25 protein-coding genes are annotated in these 26,532 nt (G+C 46.4%); 17 read left to right on the top strand and 8 right to left on the bottom strand.

What is annotated here, in order from left to right; translation table 11 throughout:
* The first annotated feature begins 7 nt into the window (after positions 1–7).
* The 7 genes from ectB to ACFOEK_RS16395 all read left to right on the top strand — a co-directional run bounded on the left by ectB (position 8) and on the right by ACFOEK_RS16395 (position 7,087).
* Positions 8–1,321, top strand: coding sequence for a diaminobutyrate--2-oxoglutarate transaminase (ectB, locus tag ACFOEK_RS16365; RefSeq protein ID WP_386722542.1), 1,314 nt, complete (start codon positions 8–10; stop codon positions 1,319–1,321).
* Between the two features lie 97 nt (positions 1,322–1,418).
* Complete coding sequence (locus tag ACFOEK_RS16370; RefSeq protein ID WP_386722543.1) at positions 1,419–1,820, top strand: ectoine synthase; 402 nt, start codon at positions 1,419–1,421, stop codon at positions 1,818–1,820.
* 60 nt (positions 1,821–1,880) lie between these two features.
* Positions 1,881–2,798, top strand: a complete 918-nt coding sequence (thpD, locus tag ACFOEK_RS16375) for an ectoine hydroxylase (RefSeq protein ID WP_386722544.1) — start codon at positions 1,881–1,883, stop codon at positions 2,796–2,798.
* Positions 2,799–2,807: 9 nt separating this feature from the next.
* Positions 2,808–3,158: a hypothetical protein gene (locus tag ACFOEK_RS16380; RefSeq protein WP_386722545.1), complete on the top strand. Its 351-nt coding sequence runs from the start codon at positions 2,808–2,810 to the stop codon at positions 3,156–3,158.
* Complete coding sequence (locus tag ACFOEK_RS16385) at positions 3,155–4,594, top strand: aspartate kinase (RefSeq protein ID WP_386722546.1); 1,440 nt, start codon at positions 3,155–3,157, stop codon at positions 4,592–4,594. The genes ACFOEK_RS16380 and ACFOEK_RS16385 overlap by 4 nt, the downstream gene beginning before the upstream one ends.
* Positions 4,579–5,469 carry a TPR end-of-group domain-containing protein gene (locus ACFOEK_RS16390; RefSeq protein ID WP_386722547.1) on the top strand — a complete coding sequence of 297 codons (891 nt, stop codon included), beginning with the start codon at positions 4,579–4,581 and terminating at the stop codon, positions 5,467–5,469. The genes ACFOEK_RS16385 and ACFOEK_RS16390 overlap by 16 nt, the downstream gene beginning before the upstream one ends.
* A gap of 58 nt (positions 5,470–5,527) precedes the next feature.
* Positions 5,528–7,087 carry a BCCT family transporter gene (locus tag ACFOEK_RS16395; protein WP_386722548.1) on the top strand — a complete coding sequence of 520 codons (1,560 nt, stop codon included), beginning with the start codon at positions 5,528–5,530 and terminating at the stop codon, positions 7,085–7,087.
* A 67-nt stretch (positions 7,088–7,154) separates the two neighbouring features.
* Here the strand turns inward: ACFOEK_RS16395 and ACFOEK_RS16400 are convergent, their stop codons facing one another.
* The 4 genes from ACFOEK_RS16400 to ACFOEK_RS16415 all read right to left on the bottom strand — a co-directional run bounded on the left by ACFOEK_RS16400 (position 7,155) and on the right by ACFOEK_RS16415 (position 10,086).
* Entirely contained in the window at positions 7,155–7,982 is an 828-nt protein-coding gene (locus ACFOEK_RS16400) for a CZB domain-containing protein (protein WP_386722549.1), read from the bottom strand.
* 143 nt (positions 7,983–8,125) lie between these two features.
* The gene (locus ACFOEK_RS16405) at positions 8,126–8,398 is read right to left on the bottom strand and encodes an HU family DNA-binding protein (protein ID WP_284383165.1); all 273 of its coding nucleotides are present in this window, start codon (positions 8,396–8,398) and stop codon (positions 8,126–8,128) included.
* A 233-nt stretch (positions 8,399–8,631) separates the two neighbouring features.
* The gene (locus ACFOEK_RS16410) at positions 8,632–9,789 is read right to left on the bottom strand and encodes an NAD(P)/FAD-dependent oxidoreductase (RefSeq protein ID WP_386722550.1); all 1,158 of its coding nucleotides are present in this window, start codon (positions 9,787–9,789) and stop codon (positions 8,632–8,634) included.
* A gap of 129 nt (positions 9,790–9,918) precedes the next feature.
* The gene (locus ACFOEK_RS16415; RefSeq protein ID WP_386722551.1) at positions 9,919–10,086 is read right to left on the bottom strand and encodes a rubredoxin; all 168 of its coding nucleotides are present in this window, start codon (positions 10,084–10,086) and stop codon (positions 9,919–9,921) included.
* Between the two features lie 328 nt (positions 10,087–10,414).
* Between ACFOEK_RS16415 and ACFOEK_RS16420 the strand changes: the two genes are divergently transcribed.
* From ACFOEK_RS16420 to phoR, 4 genes are all read left to right on the top strand, one after another.
* A complete protein-coding gene (locus ACFOEK_RS16420) occupies positions 10,415–10,942 on the top strand; it encodes a chorismate--pyruvate lyase family protein (RefSeq protein ID WP_386722552.1) in 528 nt (175 codons plus the stop codon).
* Between the two features lie 39 nt (positions 10,943–10,981).
* Positions 10,982–11,860, top strand: coding sequence for a 4-hydroxybenzoate octaprenyltransferase (gene ubiA, locus ACFOEK_RS16425; protein WP_386722553.1), 879 nt, complete (start codon positions 10,982–10,984; stop codon positions 11,858–11,860).
* A 181-nt stretch (positions 11,861–12,041) separates the two neighbouring features.
* Positions 12,042–12,737 (top strand): phosphate regulon transcriptional regulator PhoB, encoded by a 696-nt coding sequence (gene phoB, locus ACFOEK_RS16430; protein WP_386722554.1) that lies wholly within the window; start codon positions 12,042–12,044, stop codon positions 12,735–12,737.
* A gap of 82 nt (positions 12,738–12,819) precedes the next feature.
* Positions 12,820–14,109: a phosphate regulon sensor histidine kinase PhoR gene (gene phoR, locus ACFOEK_RS16435; RefSeq protein ID WP_386722555.1), complete on the top strand. Its 1,290-nt coding sequence runs from the start codon at positions 12,820–12,822 to the stop codon at positions 14,107–14,109.
* A 54-nt stretch (positions 14,110–14,163) separates the two neighbouring features.
* Here phoR and ACFOEK_RS16440 read toward each other — a convergent pair whose 3' ends face one another.
* The 3 genes from ACFOEK_RS16440 to ACFOEK_RS16450 form a co-directional block, all read right to left on the bottom strand.
* Complete coding sequence (locus ACFOEK_RS16440) at positions 14,164–15,081, bottom strand: endonuclease/exonuclease/phosphatase family protein (RefSeq protein ID WP_386722556.1); 918 nt, start codon at positions 15,079–15,081, stop codon at positions 14,164–14,166.
* Between the two features lie 50 nt (positions 15,082–15,131).
* A complete protein-coding gene (locus tag ACFOEK_RS16445; protein WP_386722557.1) occupies positions 15,132–15,758 on the bottom strand; it encodes a thiol:disulfide interchange protein DsbA/DsbL in 627 nt (208 codons plus the stop codon).
* 274 nt (positions 15,759–16,032) lie between these two features.
* On the bottom strand, positions 16,033–16,635 hold the full coding sequence (locus ACFOEK_RS16450; protein WP_386722558.1) for a c-type cytochrome: 603 nt from the start codon (positions 16,633–16,635) through the stop codon (positions 16,033–16,035).
* A gap of 292 nt (positions 16,636–16,927) precedes the next feature.
* Between ACFOEK_RS16450 and yihA the strand changes: the two genes are divergently transcribed.
* Entirely contained in the window at positions 16,928–17,587 is a 660-nt protein-coding gene (yihA, locus tag ACFOEK_RS16455; protein WP_386722559.1) for a ribosome biogenesis GTP-binding protein YihA/YsxC, read from the top strand.
* Between the two features lie 396 nt (positions 17,588–17,983).
* Here yihA and polA read toward each other — a convergent pair whose 3' ends face one another.
* Positions 17,984–20,752 (bottom strand): DNA polymerase I, encoded by a 2,769-nt coding sequence (gene polA / locus ACFOEK_RS16460; RefSeq protein ID WP_386722560.1) that lies wholly within the window; start codon positions 20,750–20,752, stop codon positions 17,984–17,986.
* A 127-nt stretch (positions 20,753–20,879) separates the two neighbouring features.
* Here polA and ACFOEK_RS16465 point away from each other — a divergent pair, with 127 nt between their 5' ends.
* From ACFOEK_RS16465 to ACFOEK_RS16485, 5 genes are all read left to right on the top strand, one after another.
* Positions 20,880–21,185, top strand: a complete 306-nt coding sequence (locus ACFOEK_RS16465; RefSeq protein ID WP_386722561.1) for a DUF2782 domain-containing protein — start codon at positions 20,880–20,882, stop codon at positions 21,183–21,185.
* Positions 21,186–21,271: 86 nt separating this feature from the next.
* Complete coding sequence (locus ACFOEK_RS16470; protein WP_386722562.1) at positions 21,272–22,213, top strand: homoserine kinase; 942 nt, start codon at positions 21,272–21,274, stop codon at positions 22,211–22,213.
* A gap of 164 nt (positions 22,214–22,377) precedes the next feature.
* Positions 22,378–23,688, top strand: coding sequence for an OmpP1/FadL family transporter (locus tag ACFOEK_RS16475; RefSeq protein ID WP_386722563.1), 1,311 nt, complete (start codon positions 22,378–22,380; stop codon positions 23,686–23,688).
* 298 nt (positions 23,689–23,986) lie between these two features.
* Entirely contained in the window at positions 23,987–25,426 is a 1,440-nt protein-coding gene (locus ACFOEK_RS16480) for a hypothetical protein (protein ID WP_386722564.1), read from the top strand.
* Positions 25,427–25,568: 142 nt separating this feature from the next.
* Positions 25,569–26,507, top strand: coding sequence for a LysR family transcriptional regulator (locus ACFOEK_RS16485; RefSeq protein WP_386722565.1), 939 nt, complete (start codon positions 25,569–25,571; stop codon positions 26,505–26,507).
* The last annotated feature ends 25 nt before the right edge of the window (positions 26,508–26,532 follow it).

A 26,532-nucleotide genomic window follows, 5' to 3' on the forward strand; every position in this document is an offset into this window, starting at 1 on the left:
GTAAAATATGAAAATTTTTGATGAAATTGAATCGGAAGTACAAAGCTATGCACGCTCTTTTCCACGAGTATTTAACCGCGCTCAAGGCGTTCACATGTGGGATGAAGAAGGCAATAAATATCTAGACTTCCTGGCCGGAGCAGGCACGCTCAACTACGGACACAACAACCCTAAATTTAAAGATGCCCTCATTAATTACATCCAGAACGACGGCATTACTCACGGCTTGGATATGCACACCAAAGCCAAAGGCGAATTCCTGGAAACGTTCAACGAGCGCATCTTAAAGCCTCGCGGCATGGAATACGTAATTCAGTTCACTGGCCCTACAGGCACCAATGCCGTAGAAGCAGCCATGAAGATTGCGCGAAACGTTACCGGCCAATCCAACATAGTAACCTTCACGAACGGTTTCCACGGCGTGAGTCTGGGCTCATTAGCTGCAACTGGTAACTCTCACCACCGTAATGCTGCTGGCGTAAGTCTGAATGGCGTCCACCGCATGCCATACGACGGTTATCTTGGCGAAGACATCGACACCACCGCCTATCTTGATAAAGTCTTGAGCGATTCCAGCAGTGGTATTAACTCACCAGCTGCTGTGATTGTAGAAACCGTGCAAGGCGAGGGCGGCATTAACGCAGCCAGTGTCGAATGGCTCCAAAACCTACAAACGGTGTGTCGTAAGCATGGCATCCTGTTAATTGTTGATGATATTCAAGCGGGTTGTGGACGCACCGGGGATTACTTCAGTTTCGAAGAAGCAGGTATCGAACCTGACATCATTACCCTATCTAAATCGTTAGGCGGTTACGGTCTGCCATTTGCCGTGGTACTGATGAAACCGGAAATTGACCAATGGAAACCCGGTGAACACAACGGTACCTTCCGCGGCAATAACCTGGCGTTTGTGACCGCTAAAGAAGCATTGGATCATTACTGGGCCGATGATAGCTTCTCAAAAGAAATTAAACGTAAGGGAGAATACATAGGTCAACGCCTTGAAACCATCGCATCACAATACGGCGAAGGTAACTTCACGGCAAAAGGTCGAGGTATGTTCCGAGGCATTAACTGCGTCAACGGGGAATTGGCCAGCAAGATTACCAAGAAGTGCTTCCAAAGCAATTTAATCATCGAAACCAGTGGTGCCGATGACCACATTGTGAAGTTCCTTTGTCCTTTGATCATCAGCGATGAAGATCTGAAAGCAGGCATCGACATCGTAGAGCAGGCCATTAAAGAAGTGTGCGCTAAAGAGGATTCCATTCCTGAAGAGTACGACTACTTCGATCAGAGCCACAACAGTAACGCAGCTTAAATCGACCTCCTAAGCATTGCGTAGAGCTCTATGCCATTACTGCCTCATCTTTTTATGAGGCAGTAATTCACAACAATAACTCAATGAAAAGAACATTATGATCGTACGTACGTTACAAGAAGCAGAACAAAACAACCGTCATATTAAAGATCCTAAGGGTAATTGGGACAGCACTCGCCTATTACTCAAGGACGACAACATGGGCTTCTCATTTCACATTACTACTATCTATAAAGGCGCTGATTTCCAGATGCACTACCAAAACCATTTGGAATCTGTGTACTGCATGTCAGGCGAAGGTGAAGTTGAAACTCTGGCCGATGGTAAAGTTTATCCGATTAAACCAGGCACCGTTTACATCCTGGACAAACATGACAAGCACATTCTACGTGCCTTCTCCGAAATGAAGATGGCCTGCGTATTTAACCCGCCACTGAATGGCAAAGAAGTACATAACGCCGAAGGGGCTTATGAACTGACAGCGGAAGCTATTGACTGATGCTACAGCAAACGTTATCTGACAAACCACTCAATCAATCTAAAAGGAGCACATTACTTTATGTCTGTCTCAGAGCTCAGCCCACTGAACTCTACATCCGATCTTTATCCGTCACGTAAGGGCAAACCGGCAAAGATCATTACACGACAAGACCCCATTATTTATGCTGACCGTCCAGACACGTCTGTATTAAACCAAGAGCACCTGGATTTTTATCAGCAAAACGGTTTTTTGGTGCTGCATAATTTCTTCTCTGCAGAAGAAATAGAGCTCTTCAATGAAGAGCTCTCCCGTCTTTCTGGTCTATCGACCAAAACTGCCGATTCAAGATTCATTCTTGAGAAAGACTGTCAGAATGTTCGTTCAATCTTTGAAATTCACGTTATCAGCAACGTATTTGAAAGACTATGCAGCGACCCTAGACTGACTCAATTAGCTAAACTCATTCTGAACGATGACATCTACATCCATCAATCTCGCATTAACTACCAACCTGGCTTTAAAGGAAAAGGGTTTCAATGGCATTCAGACTTTGAAACCTGGCACACAGAAGATGGGATGCCAAGGATGCGTGCGGTCAGCATTTCTATTCCGCTGACAGCTAATACCCCAAGCAACGGTCCATTGATGTTTGTTCCTAAATCTCATAAACACTTTTTAAGTTGCAGCGCTCAAACACCCGCAAACAACTTTATTTCATCGCTCAAAGAACAACGCATTGGTGTACCAAATGAGAGACATATTTCCGACTTAGTGCGGCAATATGGTATCGTTCAGGCCCTAAGTCAGCCTGGCAGCATAATCCTATTTGACTGCAATACATTACATGGTTCAAACAGCAATATATCTCCATTACCAAGATCGAATCTGTTCTTTGTATATAACGCAGTCAGTAACCAACTGGTTAAGCCATATGATGAGGCACCTTCCAGACCGGAATACCTTGCCGCCAGAAGGTCAATGCGACCGCTTGAATAGGAGTGCCTCATGACACGTGAAGAGCACAAAGAGATCAGGGAACTTATTGAACTCAGAGTTCATTTGTTACAGACATTGGTTGAAGAAAATATTCAATCCGCCAGCAACACCACAACGGAGGGCTGGCCTCTGTCTCCCAAAGACCCTCTACCAAGCGTCGAACAAAAAGTCATTGAAAATGCTCAACATGAAATTTTAGAGCTGACTCAAACTCTTATATGGCTAGATACAGAACACGCCGGACTTTGTGAACAATGCGGCAACGCCATTGAGTTAGACAAGCTTAAGTCAGCACCAACCAATCGTTGTTGCGCATACTGTACCGAACAAAATAGCTTAGAAACTATAGGTAAATCATGAATCAACATAGCGTAGAAAAGATCGGCGGCACGTCCATGAGCGACTACCCAGCCGTACGAGACAACATCATCAAAAAGCACGGCTCAGATTCACCCTATGGCAGAGTCTTTGTAGTTTCTGCTTACGGCGGCATCACCGACAAACTGTTAGAACATAAAAAAACCGGCCAACCAGGCATTTATGCGCTGTTTTCTGACAGCATTAATGACAATGACTGGCTCAACCAGTTAGATGCGTTACAACATCAATTGTTGGCGATTAATAGTGACCTATTTATTAACGTGGAGCGCCGACAAGAAGCCAATCGTTTTATCGAAAGCCGGATCAAAGATGTACGGGATTGCCTAAGCAATTTACAAACGCTGTGCCAGCATGGTCATTTCTCTATCAGCGAACACCTCGACACAGTACGTGAAATGCTTGCCAGCTTAGGGGAGGCGCACAGCGCCTGGAACATGGCTCATTTACTTCAGGAAGATGGTTTCAATGCCCGCTTTGTAGATCTCACTGGCTGGGATACCGACAAACAAGTCTGCCTCGATGAGCGCATCAAAGCGGCTTTCGAAGACATCGATATTTCCACAGAACTTCCGATTGTCACTGGCTATGCCCATTCCGAAACTGGCCTGATGTCGACCTTTGATCGGGGTTACAGCGAAATGACCTTCAGTCGGATTGCGGTTGTAACCGAAGCGGCCGAAGCGATTATCCACAAAGAGTTCCACCTGAGCAGTGCCGACCCACGCTTGGTTGGTGAAGGCAATGCGGTTCCGATTGGACGCACCAACTACGATGTTGCCGATCAATTAGCTAACCTAGGGATGGAAGCCATTCATCCAAAGGCGGCCAAAGGCTTAAGACAGAACGCCATTCCACTACGAGTGAAAAACACCTTTGAACCTGAACACACCGGCACCCTAATCACCAGTGATTACGTCAGCGACATTCCAAGAGTGGAAATCATTGCAGGCTGCAAAGGCGTCTATGGCATCGAGCTCTTTGACCAAGATATGGCAGGCAACATCAGTCCTTACGACACCCGCGTTTTAGCCATCCTGCAACGCTTCAAAACAGGCGTCATTGCCAAAGACATCAACGCCAATACCATTACCCATTACGTTTCAACAAATCTGAAAACGGTGAAGCGCATTGTTAAAGCGTTGCAAGAAGAATTCACCGATTCAGAAGTCAATCAGCAAAAAATTGCTATAGTTTCAGCTATCGGTAGTGACATGCAGGTACCAGGGATTCTGGCTCAAGCCGTAGACGCCCTGGCCGAACAGGACATTTCCGTGTTAGCAATGCACCAATCAATGAGACAAGTGGATATGCAATTTATTTTAAATGAGGCAGACTATGATAACGCTATCCAGGCACTTCACCGTCGTCTGGTAGAAATTCATGACCACGGACAGGCCATATGTCTCGCTTCCTAATTGCACTGTTTTTTGTCTCACTAACATTCATGGGGAGAGCCGAGACGGCTCCCTCCACTGAAAAAGATTCTTCCGCGATCAATGAAGAGATCATCGAAGATAAAATCAACGAGCTTGAAAAACCACTCTACAACCCCTTTGTTGAACGCTATGTACTCGATGAATTAAAGCAACTGCGAGTCGAACTGGCCGCACAGAAAGCGGAATTGATCCAGCAAATCGTCGACCGGCAAATCAACTCTATTGACCGTGGTGTCACCTATGCAACCGACACTGTCACGTACTTTTTCTATCTGATCGCCGCAGCCAGTTCCGTGCTGGTGTTGGTGGGCTGGAACTCCATTCGTGATATCAAAGACCGTGTTCACTCCTTAGCCGACGAGGAAATCGCCCGACTGGTCAAAGAATACGAAGAACGTCTGTTTATGATTGAGAAGCAACTCAACCAGAAAACCCGTCATATTAAAGAAAACAAAGAGGAGATTGAGTTAACTCAGGAAATTCAATCCCTGTGGTTACGTGCCGGCCAGGATAATAATATCCACAATAAGATCACCATCTATGATCAGATTCTTAAGTTGAAACCTGAAGATTGCGAGGCCATCACCTATAAAGCCGATGCCGTTCTTGAGCTTAATGAACCGCAATGGGCAGCCAATCTATGCCATCAAGCGTTAGCCATTGATCCGGAGAACAGCCATGCCTTTTATCAATTGGCCTGTGCTTATGCCTCTCTCGATCGCCCTGACGAAGCCATGCAATACCTCAATGAAGCACTAAAACGTTCTGACACCTATAAAGAAAACTTATTGTCTGACGAAGCATTAACACCATTGAAAGACCTTCCTGAGTTCCAAGAGCTAACCACCAGCTAAATGCATAGTCCTGAAATGTTTAGTACACTATAAATATAATCTAAACATTGGGGGAATTATGTCTGACCAATTCGCCACCGATCATGAGATCGGTGAGAACAACGTCACTATCATGGGGTTTGATATTCACAACCCCGTCTTTGCAGTCAGCGCACTGCTAGTCATTCTCTTCGTAGCCGGCACGCTAATGATGCCCGCCGAAGCCAAAAGCATTCTCGATGCCGCTAAATCCTTCTCCATCAATAACTTTGATTGGTTATTCATGTCGGCCAGTAACATCTTCATTCTGTTCTGTTTTGCAATCATGATCCTGCCTACCGGTAAGATTAAAATTGGCGGAGAAGATGCCACCACCGAGTTCTCATTGCCATCTTGGTTTGCCATGTTATTCGCCGCAGGCATGGGTATTGGCTTGATGTTCTGGAGTGTCGCTGAACCCGTGGCATACTACACCGACTGGTGGGGCACACCATTCAACGTAGACCCTAAAACCGCCGAAGGGGCAGAGATGGCGATGGCTGCCACCATGTTCCACTGGGGGTTCCACCCTTGGGCGATATACGCCATCGTCGGCTTATCTCTCGCCTTCTTTGCGTTCAATAAAGGCATGCCACTGACCATTCGCTCGGCGTTTTATCCTATCTTTGGTGAACGAGTATGGGGTCGAATAGGCGATATTATCGATGTACTGGCGGTTCTGGCGACCATCTTTGGCCTGGCAACGTCACTAGGTTTAGGGGCACAACAGGCATCCAGTGGTCTGCATTTCTTGTTTGATACACCAGACAGCATCACTACTCAAATCCTGATCATTGTCGCCGTCACCAGTGTTGCCATCATTTCAGTGGTTCGCGGTTTGGAAGGTGGGGTCAAAGTCTTGAGCAACATCAACATGATGCTGGCCTTAATCTTGTTACTGTTTGTGTTATTGGTCGGACCGACCTTAACTATTTTGAGCTATATAGGATCCACCAGTATCGGCTACCTAGAAAACATTATACCTCTAAGTAATTGGATCGGACGTGAGGACGATAAATTCTTCCACGGCTGGACAGTGTTCTACTGGGCATGGTGGATTTCCTGGTCACCATTCGTTGGTTTATTCATTGCTAGAATTTCAAAAGGTCGTACCGTTCGAGAGTTTATCTCAGCAGTATTAGTCGTACCGGTTGCCGTGACCGTGGTATGGATGGCGGTATTCGGCGGTTCAGCTCTGGAACAAACCATGAGTAACGTGGGTGAACTGGCTAACGGCATTGGCAGTGTCAGCCTAGCCATGTTCCAAATGTTGGAGAACCTGCCGTTCGCAACGATTTCATCCTTTATTGCGATCTTCCTGGTATTAGTTTTCTTCATCACCTCATCCGATTCAGGATCACTGGTGATCGACAGCATTACCGCCGGTGGCAAGCTTGATCCACCAGTTCCACAGCGCGTCTTCTGGGCCGCGATGGAAGGGGCGATTGCAATCGCCTTGCTGTACGGCGGCGGAAAAGAAGCCCTGAGCGCATTGCAAGCAGGAGCGATTGCCACCGGCCTGCCTTTCACCGTTGTCCTACTGGTGATGTGTGTCAGCTTGTATAAAGGTCTAAATGCAGAACTTAAGCCTGCATCCTAACAACCGCTTTGCCTCTGAAATAGAAAGCCGACATGGCTTTCTATTTCTTCTTTCGTAAAGCGTCAGATTATCTACCTGTGACAGTTGCCAGCAATTTCTTTGGTTCAATAAGGCTGTGTATGGGTAAGCCATCTCGAGAAATATAAGCACTGACAATGTGATCTACATGTACATAGCCATTGATGTCTTCTGTGGATGACACCACTTCATCTGTAGAGCACTCAAGAATGCCACTGACTTCATCCAGCTCAATCGCGAACATCTGGTCATTGGCTTCTAACACCACCAGCACAGGACGAATCATATCGTTCAGTCGTTGTGCAGCCTCATCAAATAAATCCAAAAGCCGCTTTAAGGTGGTAGTTCGCTCAATACCTAAGCGTCGAATCGCTTCCTGCTTTTCTCCAGAAGAAGACAAAGATAACAATATCTCAGCGCTGCCATGAATACGCTTATGAGGCTCATCGAATTTTTTGAGAATATCCGACAACAAATCGTCATCGGTTTCAAAGGCATCGTACCAAAGGCCGAAAGCACATTGATCGGGATCGGTCGCCTTACTGAACGGTTCATCAGTCAGTAAGCAGTGTTCCAAGGAATCAAGCCAACTGATGTGATCTTGTCGTCGTTGCTGCAAGAGCTTAATGACCCTCCGAACTTCCTCCACTTGAGAACTCGCACCAATCAAACGACTAAAATCAATAATCTGAATGACCTGACCATTGAAGTCCATAGCTTTGCGGGTCTGATGATCGGTTGAACGCAAGTTTACGTTGTTGCCCTGTTCCGACATGATGTAATTCACAGAGTTTATTGGCAGCGCAAAGAAACGGTCATTACACCGAAACGTTAATACAGTACAACCTGCAAGTTCTATGAGTGCAGAATTGGCCATAGGATCACCTCTTATAATTATGGAAGGCATTCTTGTGAATCACGTTCTGTCTTATCCAGTTTAATAACAGAGGCAGATTGCAAACATAAAAAAACCGGGCAATCGCCCGGTTCTTCTCGATACAAATACTATGGCAAGATCGATTAGTTCACAGCTTCTTTTAAAGCTTTACCTGCTTTAAATGCAACATAATTACTTGCAGGAATTTTGATCGCTTCACCGGTTTGTGGATTTTTACCGGTACGCTCGTTACGACGACGTGTTTCAAATGTACCAAAGCCAATCAACTGAACCGCATTACCATCACTTACCGCACGAGTGATTTCATCTGTTAACGCAGTAAGAACTTCGTTTGCTTTAGTTTTGGATAGCCCAGTGGATTCTGCAATTGCCGCAGCAAGTTCTGGCTTACGCATAATGTTCCCTTCTTTATTGTTATCAAAGTAGCACTTAATCTTTTGATCAAGTATTTCTGATTACACCTCATTCCAAATGGAATGTATAGAGCCTAGAACAAAAAGATTCATTTACCAAAAATAAAATGAAAAAAATGCGATAGCCATGGGCTTGATGCAGTAATTGAGCATTAAAAAAGGGAAAGTCTCACATCAACTTTCCCCTTTCACTGAAGGCACTAATCTACCGAATATTAAGCTAATAACGGCGGCAATTGCTTCGACAAATTCAACTTATCAACCACCTTAGCACCTGTTAACACAAAGCCTTTCAGATTACCTTCGGCATCCAGGAATTTACAACTTAAATCCTGGCCTTCACCTTCCACAACCCATTCACCTGCTTGATCCACAGGCGCAGCAATCACAGTTGGACACGCCGGCGTTTTAACCACCACAGGCATGGCACCGTACTGAACATCTGTAACATCGCCATTCAGAGTTTTCGCCAAAGCTCGTGCCGACGCCATCAGAGGCAGCACATACAACAGCACTAAGCCATCTACTTCTGCACAGTCACCCAAGGCGTAAATATCTTGCTGGGATGTCTGGAGGGTTCGATCAACCACAATGCCTTTGTTGTACGAAAGGCCAGCTTTGCTCGCTAATTCCACACGCGGTGTCAAACCAATCGCGGATAATACAAGATCCACTTCGAGTTCTTCACCGTTGGACAAACAGACTTTCACGCCATCGTCTTGGGTCACAACGCGGTTAGCGAGTGCTCCCAAATGAAAACGAACGCCTGCAGCTTCCAGACCTTGCTGTAACACCTGCGCAGCAGCCTCAGGCAACATGTTAGGAAGTACTGTCTGGCTTGGAGCCACCACATCAACGTCGTAGCCGCCGTTTCGCAAATCGTTTGCAAACTCACAACCAATCAAGCCAGCACCGATAATGGCCACTTTCTTTTTACCAATGGCCGCTTGACGGAAACGATCGTAATCCACCAAGTCATTCACAGAGAATACGAAATCGCTGCCATCGCCTTCAATAGGTGCTTTATGCGTCTTAGCACCCATTGCCAAGACCAACTTACTATAAGGAATTTCTTCTTCGCCCAGAGAAAGGATATGGGCCTCAGTATCAATTGCTGTAACTTCTGCTTGTGTACGAATCGACGCTTTTAGCTGAGTAGCCATCTCCCCAGCATTTGCCATCGCCAACGCCGCAGCCGTTTTATCCTTGGTAAAGCCTGCTGAAAGCATCGGCTTGGAATAGGAGCGGCCATCATCGTGCGTAATGATCAGTAATGGCGTTTCTGTATTTAACTTACGAAATTCTTTCGCAACACCATATCCGGCTAAGCCCGAACCAATGATTACGATAGGCAGTTCTTTGTTGTCTGTCATGCAGTCACCCTTAGTTAGAAATAATAAAGCGTGAAATCAGCGCTTCATTTCAAGGAGGATCTTTGGATGGACACAGTTTCGCTTTTGACGAATTTCCTTTGTGTCTGAAATTGCACCAAGGGTAGTGGGTTACGCAATTTCTATCATTTCGAAGTCTTCTTTACCAACTCCGCAATCTGGACATTCCCAATCGTCCGGTACATCTTCCCAACGAGTGCCAGGTGCAATTCCTTCTTCAGGACAGCCCAGCTCTTCATCATATACCCAGCCACACACGACACATTGCCATTTTTTCATACAGCTTCCTCAGAGTTTTAATAATTATGTATTCCAGGAGAGGGTATCCCATTGATGCCTTTAATGAAAAACACCGTAAGAACAACATCCTCACGTAAGGAGTGCCGTGACATTCTAACTTTAATTAACAGATCAGATGTGAAAACAGCTAATACCTAAAGTAGATGTCGGCTCGTGGTTGAGGCACTATATCACCTGAAATTTGTAAGCGCATTCTAATTCAATCAATATTGTCTTACAATCCTACAAAAGATAATCTCCTGAAACTCCAGTATACTGCGACCTCCAAAGCAAACCAGATAAACGGAATTTATGGCGTCGGTTATTCATGCCTGAAACACCTCATTACATACATCGTTGGACATCAGCGTATAAAAAGTACGCCAACCTTTGGTCTAATTCCCAACGTAGCTGGCTGTTACATCGAGGCTCATTGACCAAACGTCTGATGGCTCAAAGCACTTCCTCTTTTGAAGTAAAGGTTAATAAAGAAGGCATCAATAAACTCTTCCAACATGAAAAGAGCGTTTTGGCCTGTTCTTCTGACTTCGGCTGGATCAGGGAAGTCGACCTAATTGTGGATGGCGCTGTCTGGGTCAGAGCGCGTAGTGTTGTGCCTCTTTCGACGTTAACCGGACCTGACATCAAGCTCCGACATTTAGGCAGTAAGCCGCTCGGTCATTTACTCTTCAGTAGCCCGCGATACCGAAGAAAGCAGTTTGAGATAGGGCGTTATCAAAAAAACCGGGAAATTCACTGGGGTCGTCGATCAATTTTCACCTGTAATGGCAGCCATAAAACCTTATTGGTAACGGAAACCTTTATGCCCGTTGTCTTTTCTCGGCAATCCTCCTAGTATTCCCATGATCAAAACGGAGTACGCAAGTTTAAGACAATGGACAATCTAGCCAAGCACATCAAACTACAATTTCCTGAATACCTACAATTGATGCGCATTAATAAGCCCATCGGTATTTTTCTGTTGCTTTGGCCGACTTTATGGGCACTGTGGGTAGCTGCAGAAGGCGTTCCACACGTTTTAAATTTAGTGATCTTCGTTCTAGGTGTCGTGTTTATGCGTTCCGCCGGCTGTGTTATTAATGACTACGCCGATCGCGACTTTGATTTGCATGTTCGCAGAACTCAAGATCGTCCTTTGACATCAGGCCGTGTCACCACCAAAGAAGCCTTATTGCTCTTCGCTACGTTAGTGTTCACATCGTTTGTATTGGTGCTTTTTACCAACCTAGAAACGATCTATATGTCTTGTGGCGCACTCTTCTTAGCGGCACTTTACCCCTTTATGAAACGCTACACCTACTTCCCGCAGGTGTTTCTGGGTGCCGCATTTGCCTGGGCTGTGCCAATGGCCTTCACCGCAGAAACACAATCGGTTTCAGAAGTCACTTGGTTGTTGTACGCCGCAACCTTATTATGGACAATTGCCTACGATACCCAATACGCCATGGTTGACCGTGAAGATGACTTAAAGATCGGCATCAAATCAACGGCCATTCTATTTGGCGACATGGATAATATCGCCATCATCAGCCTTCAGGTGCTGACCCTCTGCACGCTGTTATTAGCAGCAAACCAGTTATCCGCAGGTATTTTCTTTTATCTTGGATTACTCGCCGCCACCGGCTTCTTTGTCTATCAATACACCCTCACGCAACACCGTGATCGCGATATGTGTTTTAAAGCATTTCTGAATAATCACTGGGTTGGCGCAAGCATTTTTACCGGTATTTTTATCGACTATTTAGTACGCTGATTAACTGGCTTAAACCGCGGATGGGCCATACTTATGGCGTATTTACGCCCTCCAAAAACCAAATGCTTGACTCTACTTTGTGCAAGCTTTGCAATTAATGTCATACTTCTGTAACAAAACTGTCTTCTAATACGCTTGTCTTAAATTTTTGTTATTCAATAACCCAACACAGGCATGAGTGATGGCGGGAAAAAAAGTTCTAATTGTTGATGACGAAGCCCCGATCAGGGAAATGATCATGGTTGCGCTGGAAATGGCTGGCTATAACTGCCTTGAAGCCGAGAACACGCAATCTGCGCATTCAATCATCGTCGATCAACAACCAGACCTAATTCTATTGGATTGGATGCTGCCTGGCGTATCCGGTATTGAGTTTGCACGACGACTCAAGAAAGACGAATTAACCTCGGATGTACCTATTATTATGCTCACCGCGAAAAGCGAAGAGGATAATAAAATCCAAGGTTTGGAAGTGGGTGCTGATGATTACATCACCAAACCTTTCTCACCACGAGAACTGGTTGCTCGTCTTAAAGCGGTACTTCGCAGAACCACGCCTCAAGGCGTCGAAGAAACGGTCAGCGTTAATGGTCTGGAGTTAAATCCGGTGTCTCACCGCGTTTTAGCCCACGGAGACTCCATTGAGATGGGGCCAACCGAATTTCGTTTGCTGCAATTCTTTATGACACACCAAGAACGTGCTTATTCACGCAGTCAATTGCTGGATCACGTATGGGGTGGCAATGTGTATGTTGAAGAGCGAACCGTAGACGTACATATTCGTCGTCTGCGAAAAGCACTTGCGGTGACAGGGCACGATGGCCTAATTCAAACCGTTCGCGGAACCGGTTATCGCTTTTCGACAAAGGCTGCTTAGAGTAAGCTGTCAGCAACAATAAGGATAAGTACTGCAATCGACTTATCCTTTCTTTTTATCTTGTGGCTGTTGAGGGCACTCGGTGTTAAGTAATTGGTATATTGAATTACAGCGGGTAACGCTGCTGGTACTGGCTACATCTCTCATCGGATATTTCTTTGGTTTTCCTCTGGTCGGGCTCATTTTAGGTCTTGCGGCCTATGTACTGTGGAATATCCGTCAGATGTCCCGTTTGGAATCCTGGTTACAACATCAAGAGCTGGATAAGCTCCCTCTCAGTGAAGGTCTGTGGGGAAAACTCTTCGACTCCATCTATCGGCAAGAGAAAGAACACCAATCAGGCAAACGCCGCCTTCAAACCATTATTGATCGTATCCAGCAATCTACGGCAGCACTGCAAGATGCCGTCATCATGGTCGAATACGATGGCACACTGGAATGGTGGAACCGTTCAACAGAGGCCTTGCTTGGCTTTCGTTCACCAGATGACGGAGGCCAACAGATCACCAACTTGATTCGTGATCCCGACTTTGTGGAGTACTTTGAGTACGGTGATTACACCACGCCTTTGGTACTCAACAGCCCGATCAACCCCACGATGGTCTTAGAGATCTCAGTAACACCATTTGGTAACGACGATAGATTGATCACCGCACGAGACATCACTCACATTGAACACCTCGAACGCATGCGTAAGGACTTTATTGCCAATGTCAGTCACGAACTTAAAACTCCGCTGACGGTACTGATTGGCTATCTGGAAACCTTAATTGACTACACCGACGACAATGATCGTTGGCTACGCATCTTCCATCAAATGCAAACACAAGCTACCCGTATGCAAGATCTGGTACAAGATCTGTTAATTCTGACGCGTCTTGAAACCACTGAAATCAATCTTGAAGAGCAACCGGTCAATCTCAAGCATCTGCTGGATAACATTTCCGCGGAAGCAAGAACTTACAGCAACGGCGAGCATGAGATTATCCTAAGCTGTGAAGACAACATTGAAATGAGCGGCAGCTATGACGAGCTACGCAGCGCCTTCAGCAACTTAATCATCAATGCCGTAAAATACACTCAAAGTGGCGGACGCATTGAAGTCAAAGGCTATCATGACCGAACCAGTATCCACGTAGACGTGATTGATAACGGCCCAGGCATCGACCAAAAACACATTCCGCATCTGACCGAACGCTTTTACCGAGTGGACGAGAGTCGTAAATCGGATACTGGCGGAACGGGGTTAGGTCTCGCCATTACCAAGCACATCATTATTCGCCACAATGGTCATTTAGGCATCGAAAGCCGCCTGGGCTACGGCAGTAAATTCAGCTGTGAATTCCCACTCTCGTTATTGAGCCATCACTGATCATTGAATCTCAAAAAGGCCTCGATCAGTTGTGAGTTCAATGCCGGAATGCGGTTAGTGAGTGGTACGATCCATCAACTTAACCCCTTGCGGTAAGCTGACATCGATAGCGACCGGTAAATGGTCTGAAATTGGATGATCCAACACATCAATTGCGTGTGTTCGTAAGGTCGGACTGATAAGAATATGGTCCAGCCCCTTCTGAGGCGCCCAGCTTGGAAAAGTACTGATTCCATCCGTCGCCAACATAAGTTCACTGTCTTTTAACGGCGAGTTTTCTACCAAGCGCTCTGCATGGCAATTCAGATCCCCCATCACAACAACATGCTGATGATCCTGCACGCGTTCTTTCACATAGGCCAACTGATTCATTTGCGCCCGCTGAGACAACGACAGATGCATCATTACCACTAATAAAGGCTCATCGGTGTTGGTCTGGAACTCGATAAACATCGCCCCTCGGCCAGGAATTAAGGAGGGTAAAACATGGTTATCCACCGATTTCGGAACGATGCGACTTAACACGCCATTGCCGTGTTGTGCCAACAAACCAAAGTCACGGTTCAATTGTTGATGCCAAAAACTGAATTGACCGCGATCCGCCAGATACTTCACTTGGTTAACAAAACCGCTGCGAAGACTGCCGCCATCCGCTTCTTGCAAAGCAACAATATCGAAGTGTGATAACACATCGGCAATGCGATCCATGTTATCGATACGATTAGAGTAGGGGAAAAGATGCTGCCAGCTGCGAGTCAAATAGTGGAGATAACGTCCCACTGAATTGCCCACTTGGATGTTGAAGGAGATCAGTCTCAGGTGTTCAAGACCATCATCTTCAATGACTGGCAGATACTTTTGAACGGGATAGTCAACTTGAGCGCCAGCGACGTCTTTATACACAGATAAGGAGCGGATCTCATCCACCGCTTCCTTTAGCTGTTCAACGCGTTTTCTGACCTTCTTCAGCATCATTATCCCTTAATAAATCACCCAAATCTGTGGTCTGTGTGAGCGACTACTTATTTAGCAGCACGCTCTTTTTCAATCAGGAAATCCACCACTTTAAGCATACGCTCGAAGCTGCCTGCAGAACGCGTATCAACTCGATATTTGCCATTAACAACCATCGCAGGAACACCTGTAACACGGTAACTTCTGGTACGCGATTGTGCCATGTTTACCTTACTTTGAACTGAGAACGAATTCCAAGCTTTAGTATAGTCTTCTTCAGATACACCGAGCAGCTTAAAGAAGGCAATACGCTTTTCATCACTACGCAACTTACTACGCACCACATGATATTCGTTAAACACCATGTCGCGACCTTTTTCCAACACACCCAGTGCTTCCATGGCATAGTGCAGCTGCGTTTCAGTAGCCCAGCCACCAAAGTCACCAGGCTGTTGGTAGAAATCTACGTCGTCCGCTACCGTTTTGGACCAGGCATGGACCATCGGCTCAAACTTAAAGCAGTGACCACAGCCATACCAAAAAAGCTCAATCACTTCGATTTTGTTTTCATCACGCGTCGGAACCGCGTAAGGCACCTCCTGGTAGTCTTTCCCGGCAACAAAACTTTCAGCAGACACAAGCTGCGACATCACAAGTAAAGTCGCTGTGAGAAGAGAAGTGAGCAAGGCTTTCATTAAATACTCCTATTATTGATCGTATCATCAAACCGCATCAGTCGGATCGAACCTTTCAGGTTGATCCCTTCAGGTCGAATCCTTTCCATATCCAACCATCTGGCCAGAAAATAAAGGGTCAATGTAGCTTTTATCCAGACAAAAGAAAAGGGAGTCTAAGACTCCCTTTTGGTAGGATCATTTGCTTGGAACTTGGTTCCTTTTAATCCCGGTCAACGCCTCAAAAAAAATGATTCTTTGTTGACTTGGATCAATCGAGCAAAGGCACTAAAGCTTAGTGAAGACCCTGAATGTACTGAGAAACCGCTTCGATTTCATCATCACGCATAGTGTAGATGTTGTCGCGCATCATGCCATTTGGATCGTTAGCACGCTTTGAGTCGCGGAAATCTTTCAACTGCTTAACCGTGTACTGTGCGTGTTGACCACCCAATGCAGGGAAACCTGCAGGGGCATTACCTTTACCTGTTGGCGAGTGACAACCAGCACAAGCAGCAATTCCACGGTCTGCAATCCCTGCACGGTAGATCTTTTCACCCAGCGCGGCTTTCTCTTTGTCCGCATAACCTACAGTACCGTTCTGAGATGCAAAGAACGCAGAGATATCCGCCAAGTCTTGATCGTTAAACCCGTTTAAAAGGCCCGTCATCTCTAGCACTGCGCGGTCACCCGATTTAATTTCTTTCAACTGCTTCAACAGGTATTTTTCACCCTGACCAGCCAATTTCGGGAAGTTTGGAGCAGCACTGTTACCATCAGCACCATGACAAGCGCCACATACAGCAACCTTTGCTTTACCCGCTTCGGCATCACCAGCTGCGTGACCATAGCTAACAACACCCATTGCAATTAGAGCAGTCAGAATGATTTTCTTCATTGTTAAGACCCGTTTATTGTCTCTAACGTGTGAACGGAATAGGCGTATACTCGCTTTTTCCGCTCTCCTCATCGTTATATTTCTCTCGATCCTGGTACTATGCCAAGACCCCGCCAAAAAAGTGCGGGTATTATATACTATCTATTCTAAGTTCCAAAAGGTTATTCCTAAGCGTACTTAATCCGTTTTTGCTCATTCCGTTCAAATATTAACCAAACAAAACACGAACAACTGCTGAAACCTCTCTGTATTCCGAGTATCATTCCCGCACATTTTCTTTGGATGAACACCTATGTCTGATCGAATCACCATCAAATTCAATGCTGCCCAGTTTCTTACGAGTGCACCGACACTCAAACACTGCCCACCCGACACCGGTGCAGAAGTGGCATTTGCAGGTCGATCAAACGCAGGTAAGTCGAGCGCGATCAATACCTTAACTCAACAAAAGAAACTGGCTCGAACCAGTAAAACCCCTGGTCGCACTCAGCTGATCAACTTCTTTACCTTAGGGGAAGAACAAACCCGCCTGGTGGATTTACCGGGTTATGGTTTTGCCAAAGTCCCTCTGGAACAGAAACTCGAGTGGCAAAAACACCTCGCCAAATACCTCGAAGAGCGTAAATCACTAAAAGGGTTGGTGTTAGTTAGTGACATACGCCATCCACTTCAAGAGTTTGACCGCATGATGATTCAGTGGGCTGAAGACAGCCAAATGCCACTGCATATTCTGTTGACCAAAGCGGATAAACTTAAAAAAGGGCCTGCTAAGAACACCATGCTGGATGTGAAACGAGCACTTAAAGATTTCCAAGGTGAAGCCAGCGTTCAAACCTTCTCTGCACTAAAGAAAGAAGGATTAGATCAACTTAAAAGTCGCCTGACTGAGTGGCTTACCCCCGACGAAGCCGATCAAGCCATCGAAGAGCTCATCGATCAAGACTCTGAATAAGACGGAACAAGAGACAAAAAAAGCCCCGATATAATATCGGGGCAACTACCTGAAAACAGAGAATAACGAGGAAAACACTACACACTTAATTTGCTGCGACCCTTCAAATGCTTGACTATCTTCGGAATCACTCAGATTCAATGTGAGTTACTAGGTTAGAAGACCAAACTGTCTATTAGTTCAAACTTTTTCCTCATTAAATTAAAACGCCTGTTTAAATACTAAATAAGCATCCGATTGAGCACAAAACGCCAGTTCAACAATCAAAGAAGCGTCATGAGCGTAGGCTAGACTAGGCAAAAGTCAGCGAAAAAACGGAGTCTACATAGAGTAAATGAGTATTTTAAGCTGACTTTTAACAACGTATAGTCGAGCGCAGTAGCTTCGAATTAAATGTTAATGGGCTTCATCCCAGGAATCACCGACACCCACATCAACTATTAATGGCACATCCAACGACGCGGCATTCTCCATGCGGAAACGCACGCCATCACGCACCAATTCCACATCCGCTTCAGCCACTTCCAACACCAATTCATCGTGTACCTGCATCACCAACTTGGCATCCACCTTGGCTTCGCGTAACCAGTTATGCACATCGATCATCGCCATCTTAATGACATCGGCCGCCGTTCCCTGCATCGGCGCGTTAATCGCCGTACGTAATGCACCTTGCTTGACCATTTGATTGGATGAACGAATACCCGGCAAATACAAGCGACGACCAAACAGTGTTTCAACATAGCCTTTATCTTCGGCTTCGCCACGGGTTTGATCCATGTATTCTTTAACGCCTGGGTACTTCTCGAAGTAGCGCTTTACGTACTCTGCTGCTTCACCACGGGGAATGTCCAATTGCTGAGCCAAACCAAAGGCCGACATCCCGTAGATCAAGCCAAAGTTAATGGCTTTCGCTTTACGGCGTTGATCCGCCGTCACTTCGTCCAATGTTTCGTGGAAAACCTCAGCAGCGGTGGCTCGGTGCACATCCAGATCGTGTTTAAAGGCATTCACCAAACCTTGGTCGCCAGACAAGTGCGCCATAATACGCAACTCAACTTGAGAATAATCCGCCGCCATGATTTTGTAGCCCGGGCGCGCCACAAAGGCTTTACGGACTTTACGGCCTTCTTCGGTACGGATCGGAATATTTTGAAGGTTGGGATCGGTCGACGACAAACGTCCTGTGGCGGCCACCGCTTGTTGATAAGTCGTGTGCAGACGCCCCGTTTCAGGTCGAACCAACTCGGGCAGGGCATCGGTATAAGTAGACTTCAGTTTCGCCAGACTACGATGTTCGAGAATCAACTTAGGCAGTGGAAATTCCTGCGCCAATTCCTGAAGCACCGGCTCTGCAGTAGAAGGTGCACCTTTCGGCGTCTTTTTCTTCACCGGTAATTCAAGCTTCTCATAGAGAATCTCACCGATTTGTTTTGGTGAATTCATATTGAACTCTTCACCAGCTAGGTCGTAGGCCTGCGTTTCAATAGTTGCTAGCGTTTCTGCCAGATACTGGCTTTGATTGTGTAATTCCGTCTGATCCAGCTGTACACCATTGGCTTCGACATCGGTTAATACCGGCGAGAGCTTACGTTCAATCCATTGATACACCCAATCCAACTGCGATTCTTGCTTTAACTTCGCCAACAACACCTGATAAGCACGCAGTACCATATCCACTTGAGCACAGGCAAACTCAGCCATTGCATCAATTTCCAGCTGACTCGGTGCTAACCGCTTCTTGCCTTTGCCTAGAATCGCTTCGTCGTTCTTGAGCGTTTCATTGAGATGCAACGACACGATTTCGCTCAGTTCATGTTTGCTCTCTACCGAGTTCAATACATAAGACTGCAGCATCACATCATGAATCTGTCCTACAAAGCGCTGTTGATAGTTTGCCAACACATGGGCCACACGTTTGGCGTTGTAAGCCACCTGATTAATGGATTCGCCTTTCAGCAGAGGAGCAAGAATCTCTAGCGCTTTTTCTGGGTCGAGCTGCTCAGGCGCTCCCACATAATCGTGCGTTAACGGAACATAAACGGCTTTGCCCGGCTCAACACTGATGGCTAAACCAATAAAGTGTGCGGCGCGATAATGGTCGTCAGACACCACAGGATAAAACGCATAAATCGGTTTAGCTGCAGACAGGCTGACCCAACTCTTTAATGAAGCTTCATCTAACAGCGTCTGGTACTCAGTCTCTGATACCTCAGGAATCACGACTTCCTGAGCCTCATTACTTGCTTCACTATCAGCACCTGAAACAGCACCTGACACAGCAACATCCGCCGCTTTTACGCCTTTATTTTTGAGCTCTTCGGCCCAACTTTTAAATCCAAAGGTATTGAAGAAACCAAGCAGAGCTTCGTCGTCGATATCACCCAATACCAAATCTTTTGGCCCTTGATCCAACTCGACATCACACTTAATCGTGGCCAAGGCTTTCGACAACGGCAGCTGTTCTAGATTCGCGCGAAGTTTCTCGCCAATTTTTCCTTTGATTTGTTCAGCATTGTCGGTGAGGCTTTCCAGCGTCTGGTATTCAGCCAGCCACTTCACTGCTGTTTTCGGGCCACACCCAGGTACACCAGGGATGTTATCGACTTTATCGCCCATCAACGCCAGATAATCGATGATCTGTTCAGGCGCTAAGCCAAACTTCTCAATCACCCCTTCGCGGTTCATGGTGGTGTTGGTCATGGTATTCACCAGCGACACATGAGCGCTGACCAACTGCGCCATATCTTTATCACCGGTCGATACTATGGTGTCGACGCCTTGTTCGGTGGCTTGAAGACAGAGCGTTCCGATCACATCATCCGCTTCCACCCCTTCTATGACTAATAGCGGGATTCCCATAGCACGAATGATTTCATGGATCGGCTGGATCTGGACTCTCAAATCGTCCGGCATGGGTGGACGATTAGCTTTGTACTCTTCATACATGTCATTACGGAAGGTCTTACCTTTGGCATCGAAAATCACCGCCATGTGACTGTCCGGGAAATCCGCCATCATCCGACGCAACATGCTGATCACCCCTTTTATGGCCCCGGTTGGATGACCGTCTTTATTGGTCAATGGTGGCAATCCATGGAAAGCCCGGAACAAATACGATGAACCATCAACTAGAATTAAAGGAGCAGGGCTTTGATCAGTCATAGCAAAGAAATATCCGTAGGTATCAGAGGGAATTCGGTGTACACCGGCCATTCATGGCCGTATTATCGGATGCAGGAACCGTATCATTAAAAGCACCAAATAGTAGCAGACACACGAGGGATAGACCATGCGTCTACAGACTTCACTCAGACTCAAAAGAATACTTCAGGCGTCTCTAATGATGCTTGCCATGGTTGTAAGCGCGCCGAATTACGCGGAAACCGAGAACGACATTTCTGAGCCAGAAGTCATCATTAAACAGACGGATAGTAAGAAAATTTCGGAATACTATGTGAATGGAATCTTGGTGGAGATCAAGGTCGAGCCGAAGAATGCACCCACCTACTATTTGATACCTGCTGAGAATGGTCAGATGCTTCGAACCGATGAGTCGCAACTGTTGATTCCAACCTGGAAAATTCTTGAATGGTAACAGCCAAACGAGCCCTACAGGCATAGCTAATACTGTCTGCCTGATTCTTCCACTTTCTGTAAAACTCTGCATAGCGATACTCAACCATGTCCGTGTATACCCAGCTTTCCCAACAAGACTTTGGATTCATCTGCGAAACTTACCAGCTGGGTGAAGTCGTCAGTTTTAAAGGCGTCGCGGACGGCATTGAAAACACCACCTACTTCTTTATCTCCGAAAAAGAAGGGCTTCAAAGTGAGTGGGTATTCACTTTGTTCGAATACACTCAGGAACAAGCCCTGCCATATTATTTGGAACTGTACGATCATCTGTATCAGCAAGGGGTGCCTGTGCCCGATCCGTTATTGAACACCGAAGGTTCACGACTCATTACTCTCTATAACAAACCCGGTGCAGTTTTTCCAAAGTTGCCAGGGCGTACTCCGAAACAGCTGACGGCGGACTTATGCCATCAATGCGGCGTTGAGCTGGCTAAGTTCCATCGTGCCGGAGAAAGCTACAAACAACATCACCAGTGTCCGAAAGGCTTGGCCTTCTGGCAACACAGTGTCGAGCACTTTGATGAGTTAAGCAGTGAAGATAAAGCCCTGATTCAAGACGGCATTAAGCGTTACCAAGACGCCGCTCAAGGTTTGCCCAAGACATCCGTTCATGGCGATTTATTTCATGACAACGTTTTGGTAGATAACAACAAGATCACTGCAATAATCGACTTGTTCAATGCAAGTTATGACTATGCAGTCTACGATCTAGCCATCACTTTGAATGACTGGACTTTAGATGAACAACACCACATCCTTCGTGATCGCTACCAAGCCATGTTAGACGGCTACGAAAGTGTGAGACCCTTATCCGATAAGGAGAAAACCGCGCTTCCTATCATGCAACAAACCTCGGCCATGCGTTGGTGGTTAAGCCGCATCGACACGGCACGAACCTTCCAAACTCAACAAGGCGACGACACCTCGTCTAAAGATCCGAACCAAATGAAGGCACAATTGCTAGCGCTGCACAAACAGCTCGGCTAATCACCGCTCGAACCTGCCATGACATTCCCGGATAGCATAATCATCAATTAGTTTCATTCCCTATAGGAATATCAACTAATCTAAGGATTCATTTTTTTCTCCGTTCACGACTCGCTAAATTACCCAAAACCCAGATGGGAACCTCTAAGCACAAGGGTGACATTATGCGACGTAAACAGAATAACAACAGCATTACCAAGAAACATCAAACGCGCAGTAAAGTACGACTATCGATGGCTGGCGCATTAATCTCCGCCAGTCCATTGTTCACATCGCCTGCCCATGCAGTCGGTCTTCAGCTGATGCCCGGCTCTTCAAACTTCGGTACCGCCGGCGCAGGACACGCAGCAGAAGGTAACGGCGCAGGCTCAAGTTGGGCAAACCCGGCCACCATGTCATTGGTAGAAGGCAACCAAATAGGTTTTGGAGCCATCGTCGCCGACACCGACTTACAATTCGACGCAGCAGATTCAACCCAAGAAAGTGGCGGCGATTCCGGTAGCACCGTATTCATTCCCTCCTTTGCCTACGTTCACAGTCTCAGTGAAGACGTAAAACTGGGCTTTTCAGTCTTGGCTCCATTCGGCAGTGAAATCGATTACGGCGGCCAATGGACCGGCAGTAATGCGGTAACCTCCGCCAGTGTACAAACCATTCAGGCACAGCCAACAATTTCTTATCGAATCAACGACCATTTGTCCTTAGGGGGTGGAGTTAACATCAACTACACCACTGCCGAACAAGAATTGTCACCAAGCTTTACTCAGAACTTACCAGGCCCAATCGATCCGACAGTTGAAGCCGATATGGCCTTGGACGCACACGGTATCGACTATGGCTGGACAGCGGGGGCTATGTGGGAATTCAATCAGGATCATCGCATAGGCGTGGTCTATCGCTCCGAAGTGGAAACCGATTTGAAAGGCGACGCCGACATTACGGCTAACATTGGCGGAACGCCCTTAATGGACAGCAGTGCCACCACGCGTCTGAACTGGGAAAATCCAGCCAGTGCCGTAATCAGTGGTTACCATCAAGTGACCGACAAAACCGCACTCTTATGGGACTTAGGCCGTACCTTCTACAGCAACTTTGAAACCACCACCATCAGTGCCGATTTGGGCGGTGGCTTAGACATTCCGATCGAACGCAATTGGCAAGACGCCAACCGTTACGCCATCGGTGGTCATTACCAGTTAACTCAAGATCTGACCCTACAAGCCGGTTTCTCGTACGACGAAAGCCCGGTAGAAACGGAAGACCGCACCGCGGATCTACCGTTAGATGACATCAAGCGCTACACCCTGGGCGCCATGTATCAGATGAACGATCAAACCCAAGTCTCACTGGGTGTGGAGTACGCTGACCTTGGCAACACCAAGATTGAAGAACACGAAGGCCTATTGGCCAGCCCAGCCGGCGACTACGACAACAGCGCCATCGCAGGCTCACTGTCGGTGAACTACAAGTTTTAAACAGCAACGCAACCTTTCTATGTAACCCCCTTACTAACCATTTTGCCCCGTGATTTGCTTCCTTATCACGGGGCTTTTTTGACTGCGACATAGAAATTACTCACACTATCTCTTCTGTTTCATTATCACTTTCTATCAATACATTCACTATCAGCCCAATAATTAATCCATTTTACAATATCGAATAATTATGATTCGTAACTGCGCATTGACCTCACCGGGTAGTTCTACAAGGATGTGTGGCTTATATAGCCCACAGGAATAACCTAATTCCAATTGAAGACAAGGATCACGTCTGATGAAGTCGAATGTATTAACTCCTGCCTTGCCATTTAAAACCCTCGCATTAGCTTCTGCGTTGACCTTAGCCGGTTGTGGCGGAGGCGGTGGAAGCTCCAGTGGCGGCGGCACTCCAACGAATCCAGGCACATCGAATCAGGATATTACCGTCATCGACGGCTACTTAGAGAATGCCCAAATCTGCATCGATCGAAATCGCAACTCAAGCTGCGATCAGGGTGAAACACTGGACGAGACGACCAACGCTCAGGGTAAAATCGCCATTGATGACGCGGATAAAGAGTATCCGATCATCGCTCGTATTATCGCGGGTCAAACGCAGGACGCCGACCACATTGGCATGATCAGCAACTCCTACGAGTTGGTTGCCGAAGCTGGCTCAAGTGTTGTTACTCCCTTCACAACCTTGGCCAAGCAACTGAATCTATCGACGGCTCAACTGGCAGCCTTGTTAAATGTTCATGAATCCGTGGTTGCAGAAGATTACGTTGAATTGAAGGCAAATGCCGACCTCGCCGACGATGCGCGTCAAGCCCATTTATTTGCTCGAAGTATTATTCCGGCTCTGTCAGAAGAAATGGATGCAGACGACTTTAATACTCTGGTAACTCAGTTTGCGCAGGCACTGGTTAATCAGCAAAACTTGGGGACAGATCTTGATTCCATTCGATTCAACTTATCAGAAACCGGCGCGGAAGTAGAACCTGTCGATCAATCTGTCGAACACTTGTTTGATCGGCAACTCTGGTCACTAGTGCACCTTACTAGAATCATTGGGCTCAAAGAATTTCACAACAACATCACCTTTGAAGACGGAAACGTGAACGGAATTCTTACTATCCCTGCACCTTACGAATTCGATGGCCATCGCCTAATCTTTGGTAATAATGATGAATATTCCCATGAGGTCGTTTATCAGTCTGAGAACCTGATCCTGATCTTTGATGATCGAGACCAACCTTACACTTACATCCCTACAGACGCACCGAACTACTTTTATGGGAAGCCCTTAACCGCTGAGCACTTTGCCGACCAAACCTGGTATCACTTACGAGATATCCAAAGCGATGTAAATAGTAACGAACCCATTATAATTTTTACTCGGATGGAATTTACTGACAACACCGTAACACTAACACCGGATGGCTACCCCCCAATCGAAGCTGACTGGGAAATTGAAACGCACGACGACACGGCAGATACTCTGACAATCCATTTACCCACCAGAGAACATGAAGCCTTCCCCGGAGAAGAAAAAGTTACCTTGTTAGCATACTCTGACACTGACGAAAATGTACTGCTGGTCTTTCATGATTCAACACAAAAATACGTGAATAACTTATTGTTTAAAGATCAATCCATGGCCGAGGCTGTCACCACGCGTTGGAGAGCGGCCCCGCCAATAGAGTTTGATGAGTTACGAAGAATAATGCAGTAATTCAACCTTGTTTTGACGTAATTCAATCATTCACCCCCCAGGAAACAACCGTTGATGGATCTGGTTTTCAAACCGGGTCTATCAAACGGCCCCCACATCCGTCTACACTAGACAAACATTCATAAAACACTTAACCCACACCATGAAACTCGAAGAACTGGCTCGATACGACATCAAACTGTTAGTGGCGTTCCAAGTATTACTTGAGGAGCAAAATGTTTCTCGTGCGGCAGAGCGAATGCACGTCACACAATCCGCCATGAGTAAAATGCTAGCGCGTTTGAATGATATGTTTGGCGAAGAACTGTTCTTTCGCACCACACATGGCATTCAAGCTACTGATCGAGCCTTGGTATTAAGAGAGTCTCTGTACAATACCTTGGAGCAACTTAAACAGCTACTTGATCCCCCGGTATTTGACCCACTGCACTGCGACCGAACCTTTCGCATCTCGTTGATGGACAACCTTGCCGCGCGTATTTGTCCCGCGCTAATGCGACAACTGAGTCAAATTGCACCGAATGTAAAAGTTCAGGTAGTACCTTGGTCTAAAGACAGCATGGACGAGCTCAGCGTTGGTCAACTGGATCTGGCGATTAATTTAGTAGACGTGGAACGAGCCAACTTTTATCAACACAGCTTTGCTAATATTTCGCCTTGTGTACTGGTTCGCAAAGGACATCCTCTGTCCACCAAAGAAATCATTACCTTAGATGAATACCTTTCTTATCCTTTCATAAAGCTGGTAATTCCCGAATTTAACGACACCCAGCAGAAAGACCGGGAAGCCCTAGAACGTTTAGGGCGTAAGCGCAATATTCTGTTAGAGACCCATAATCTCAACAGCGCCATACAGACCTTACTCGTCACAGATTTTGTGATGCTGGGAGGAAAAGGGTTCAATGAACAAGTGTTTGAGCAACTGGGCTTGGCTACGTTGAAGTTACCCACTGAATTAGAGGCCCCCTCCTTCAATTACAAAATGATTTGGCACCAAAGACAGCACAAACCAGAAGAGCAAAAGTGGTTTCGAACATTGATTGCTAACAGCTTGTCTTTACTCAAGGAACAGGCTTCTTAGAAAGCGTTTAGACATTTCGTTCTAA

Origin of the sequence: Litoribrevibacter euphylliae, from assembly GCF_042646085.1 — a bacterium.
In the GTDB taxonomy this organism is placed as follows: Bacteria; Pseudomonadota; Gammaproteobacteria; order Pseudomonadales; family Litoribrevibacteraceae; genus Litoribrevibacter; species Litoribrevibacter euphylliae.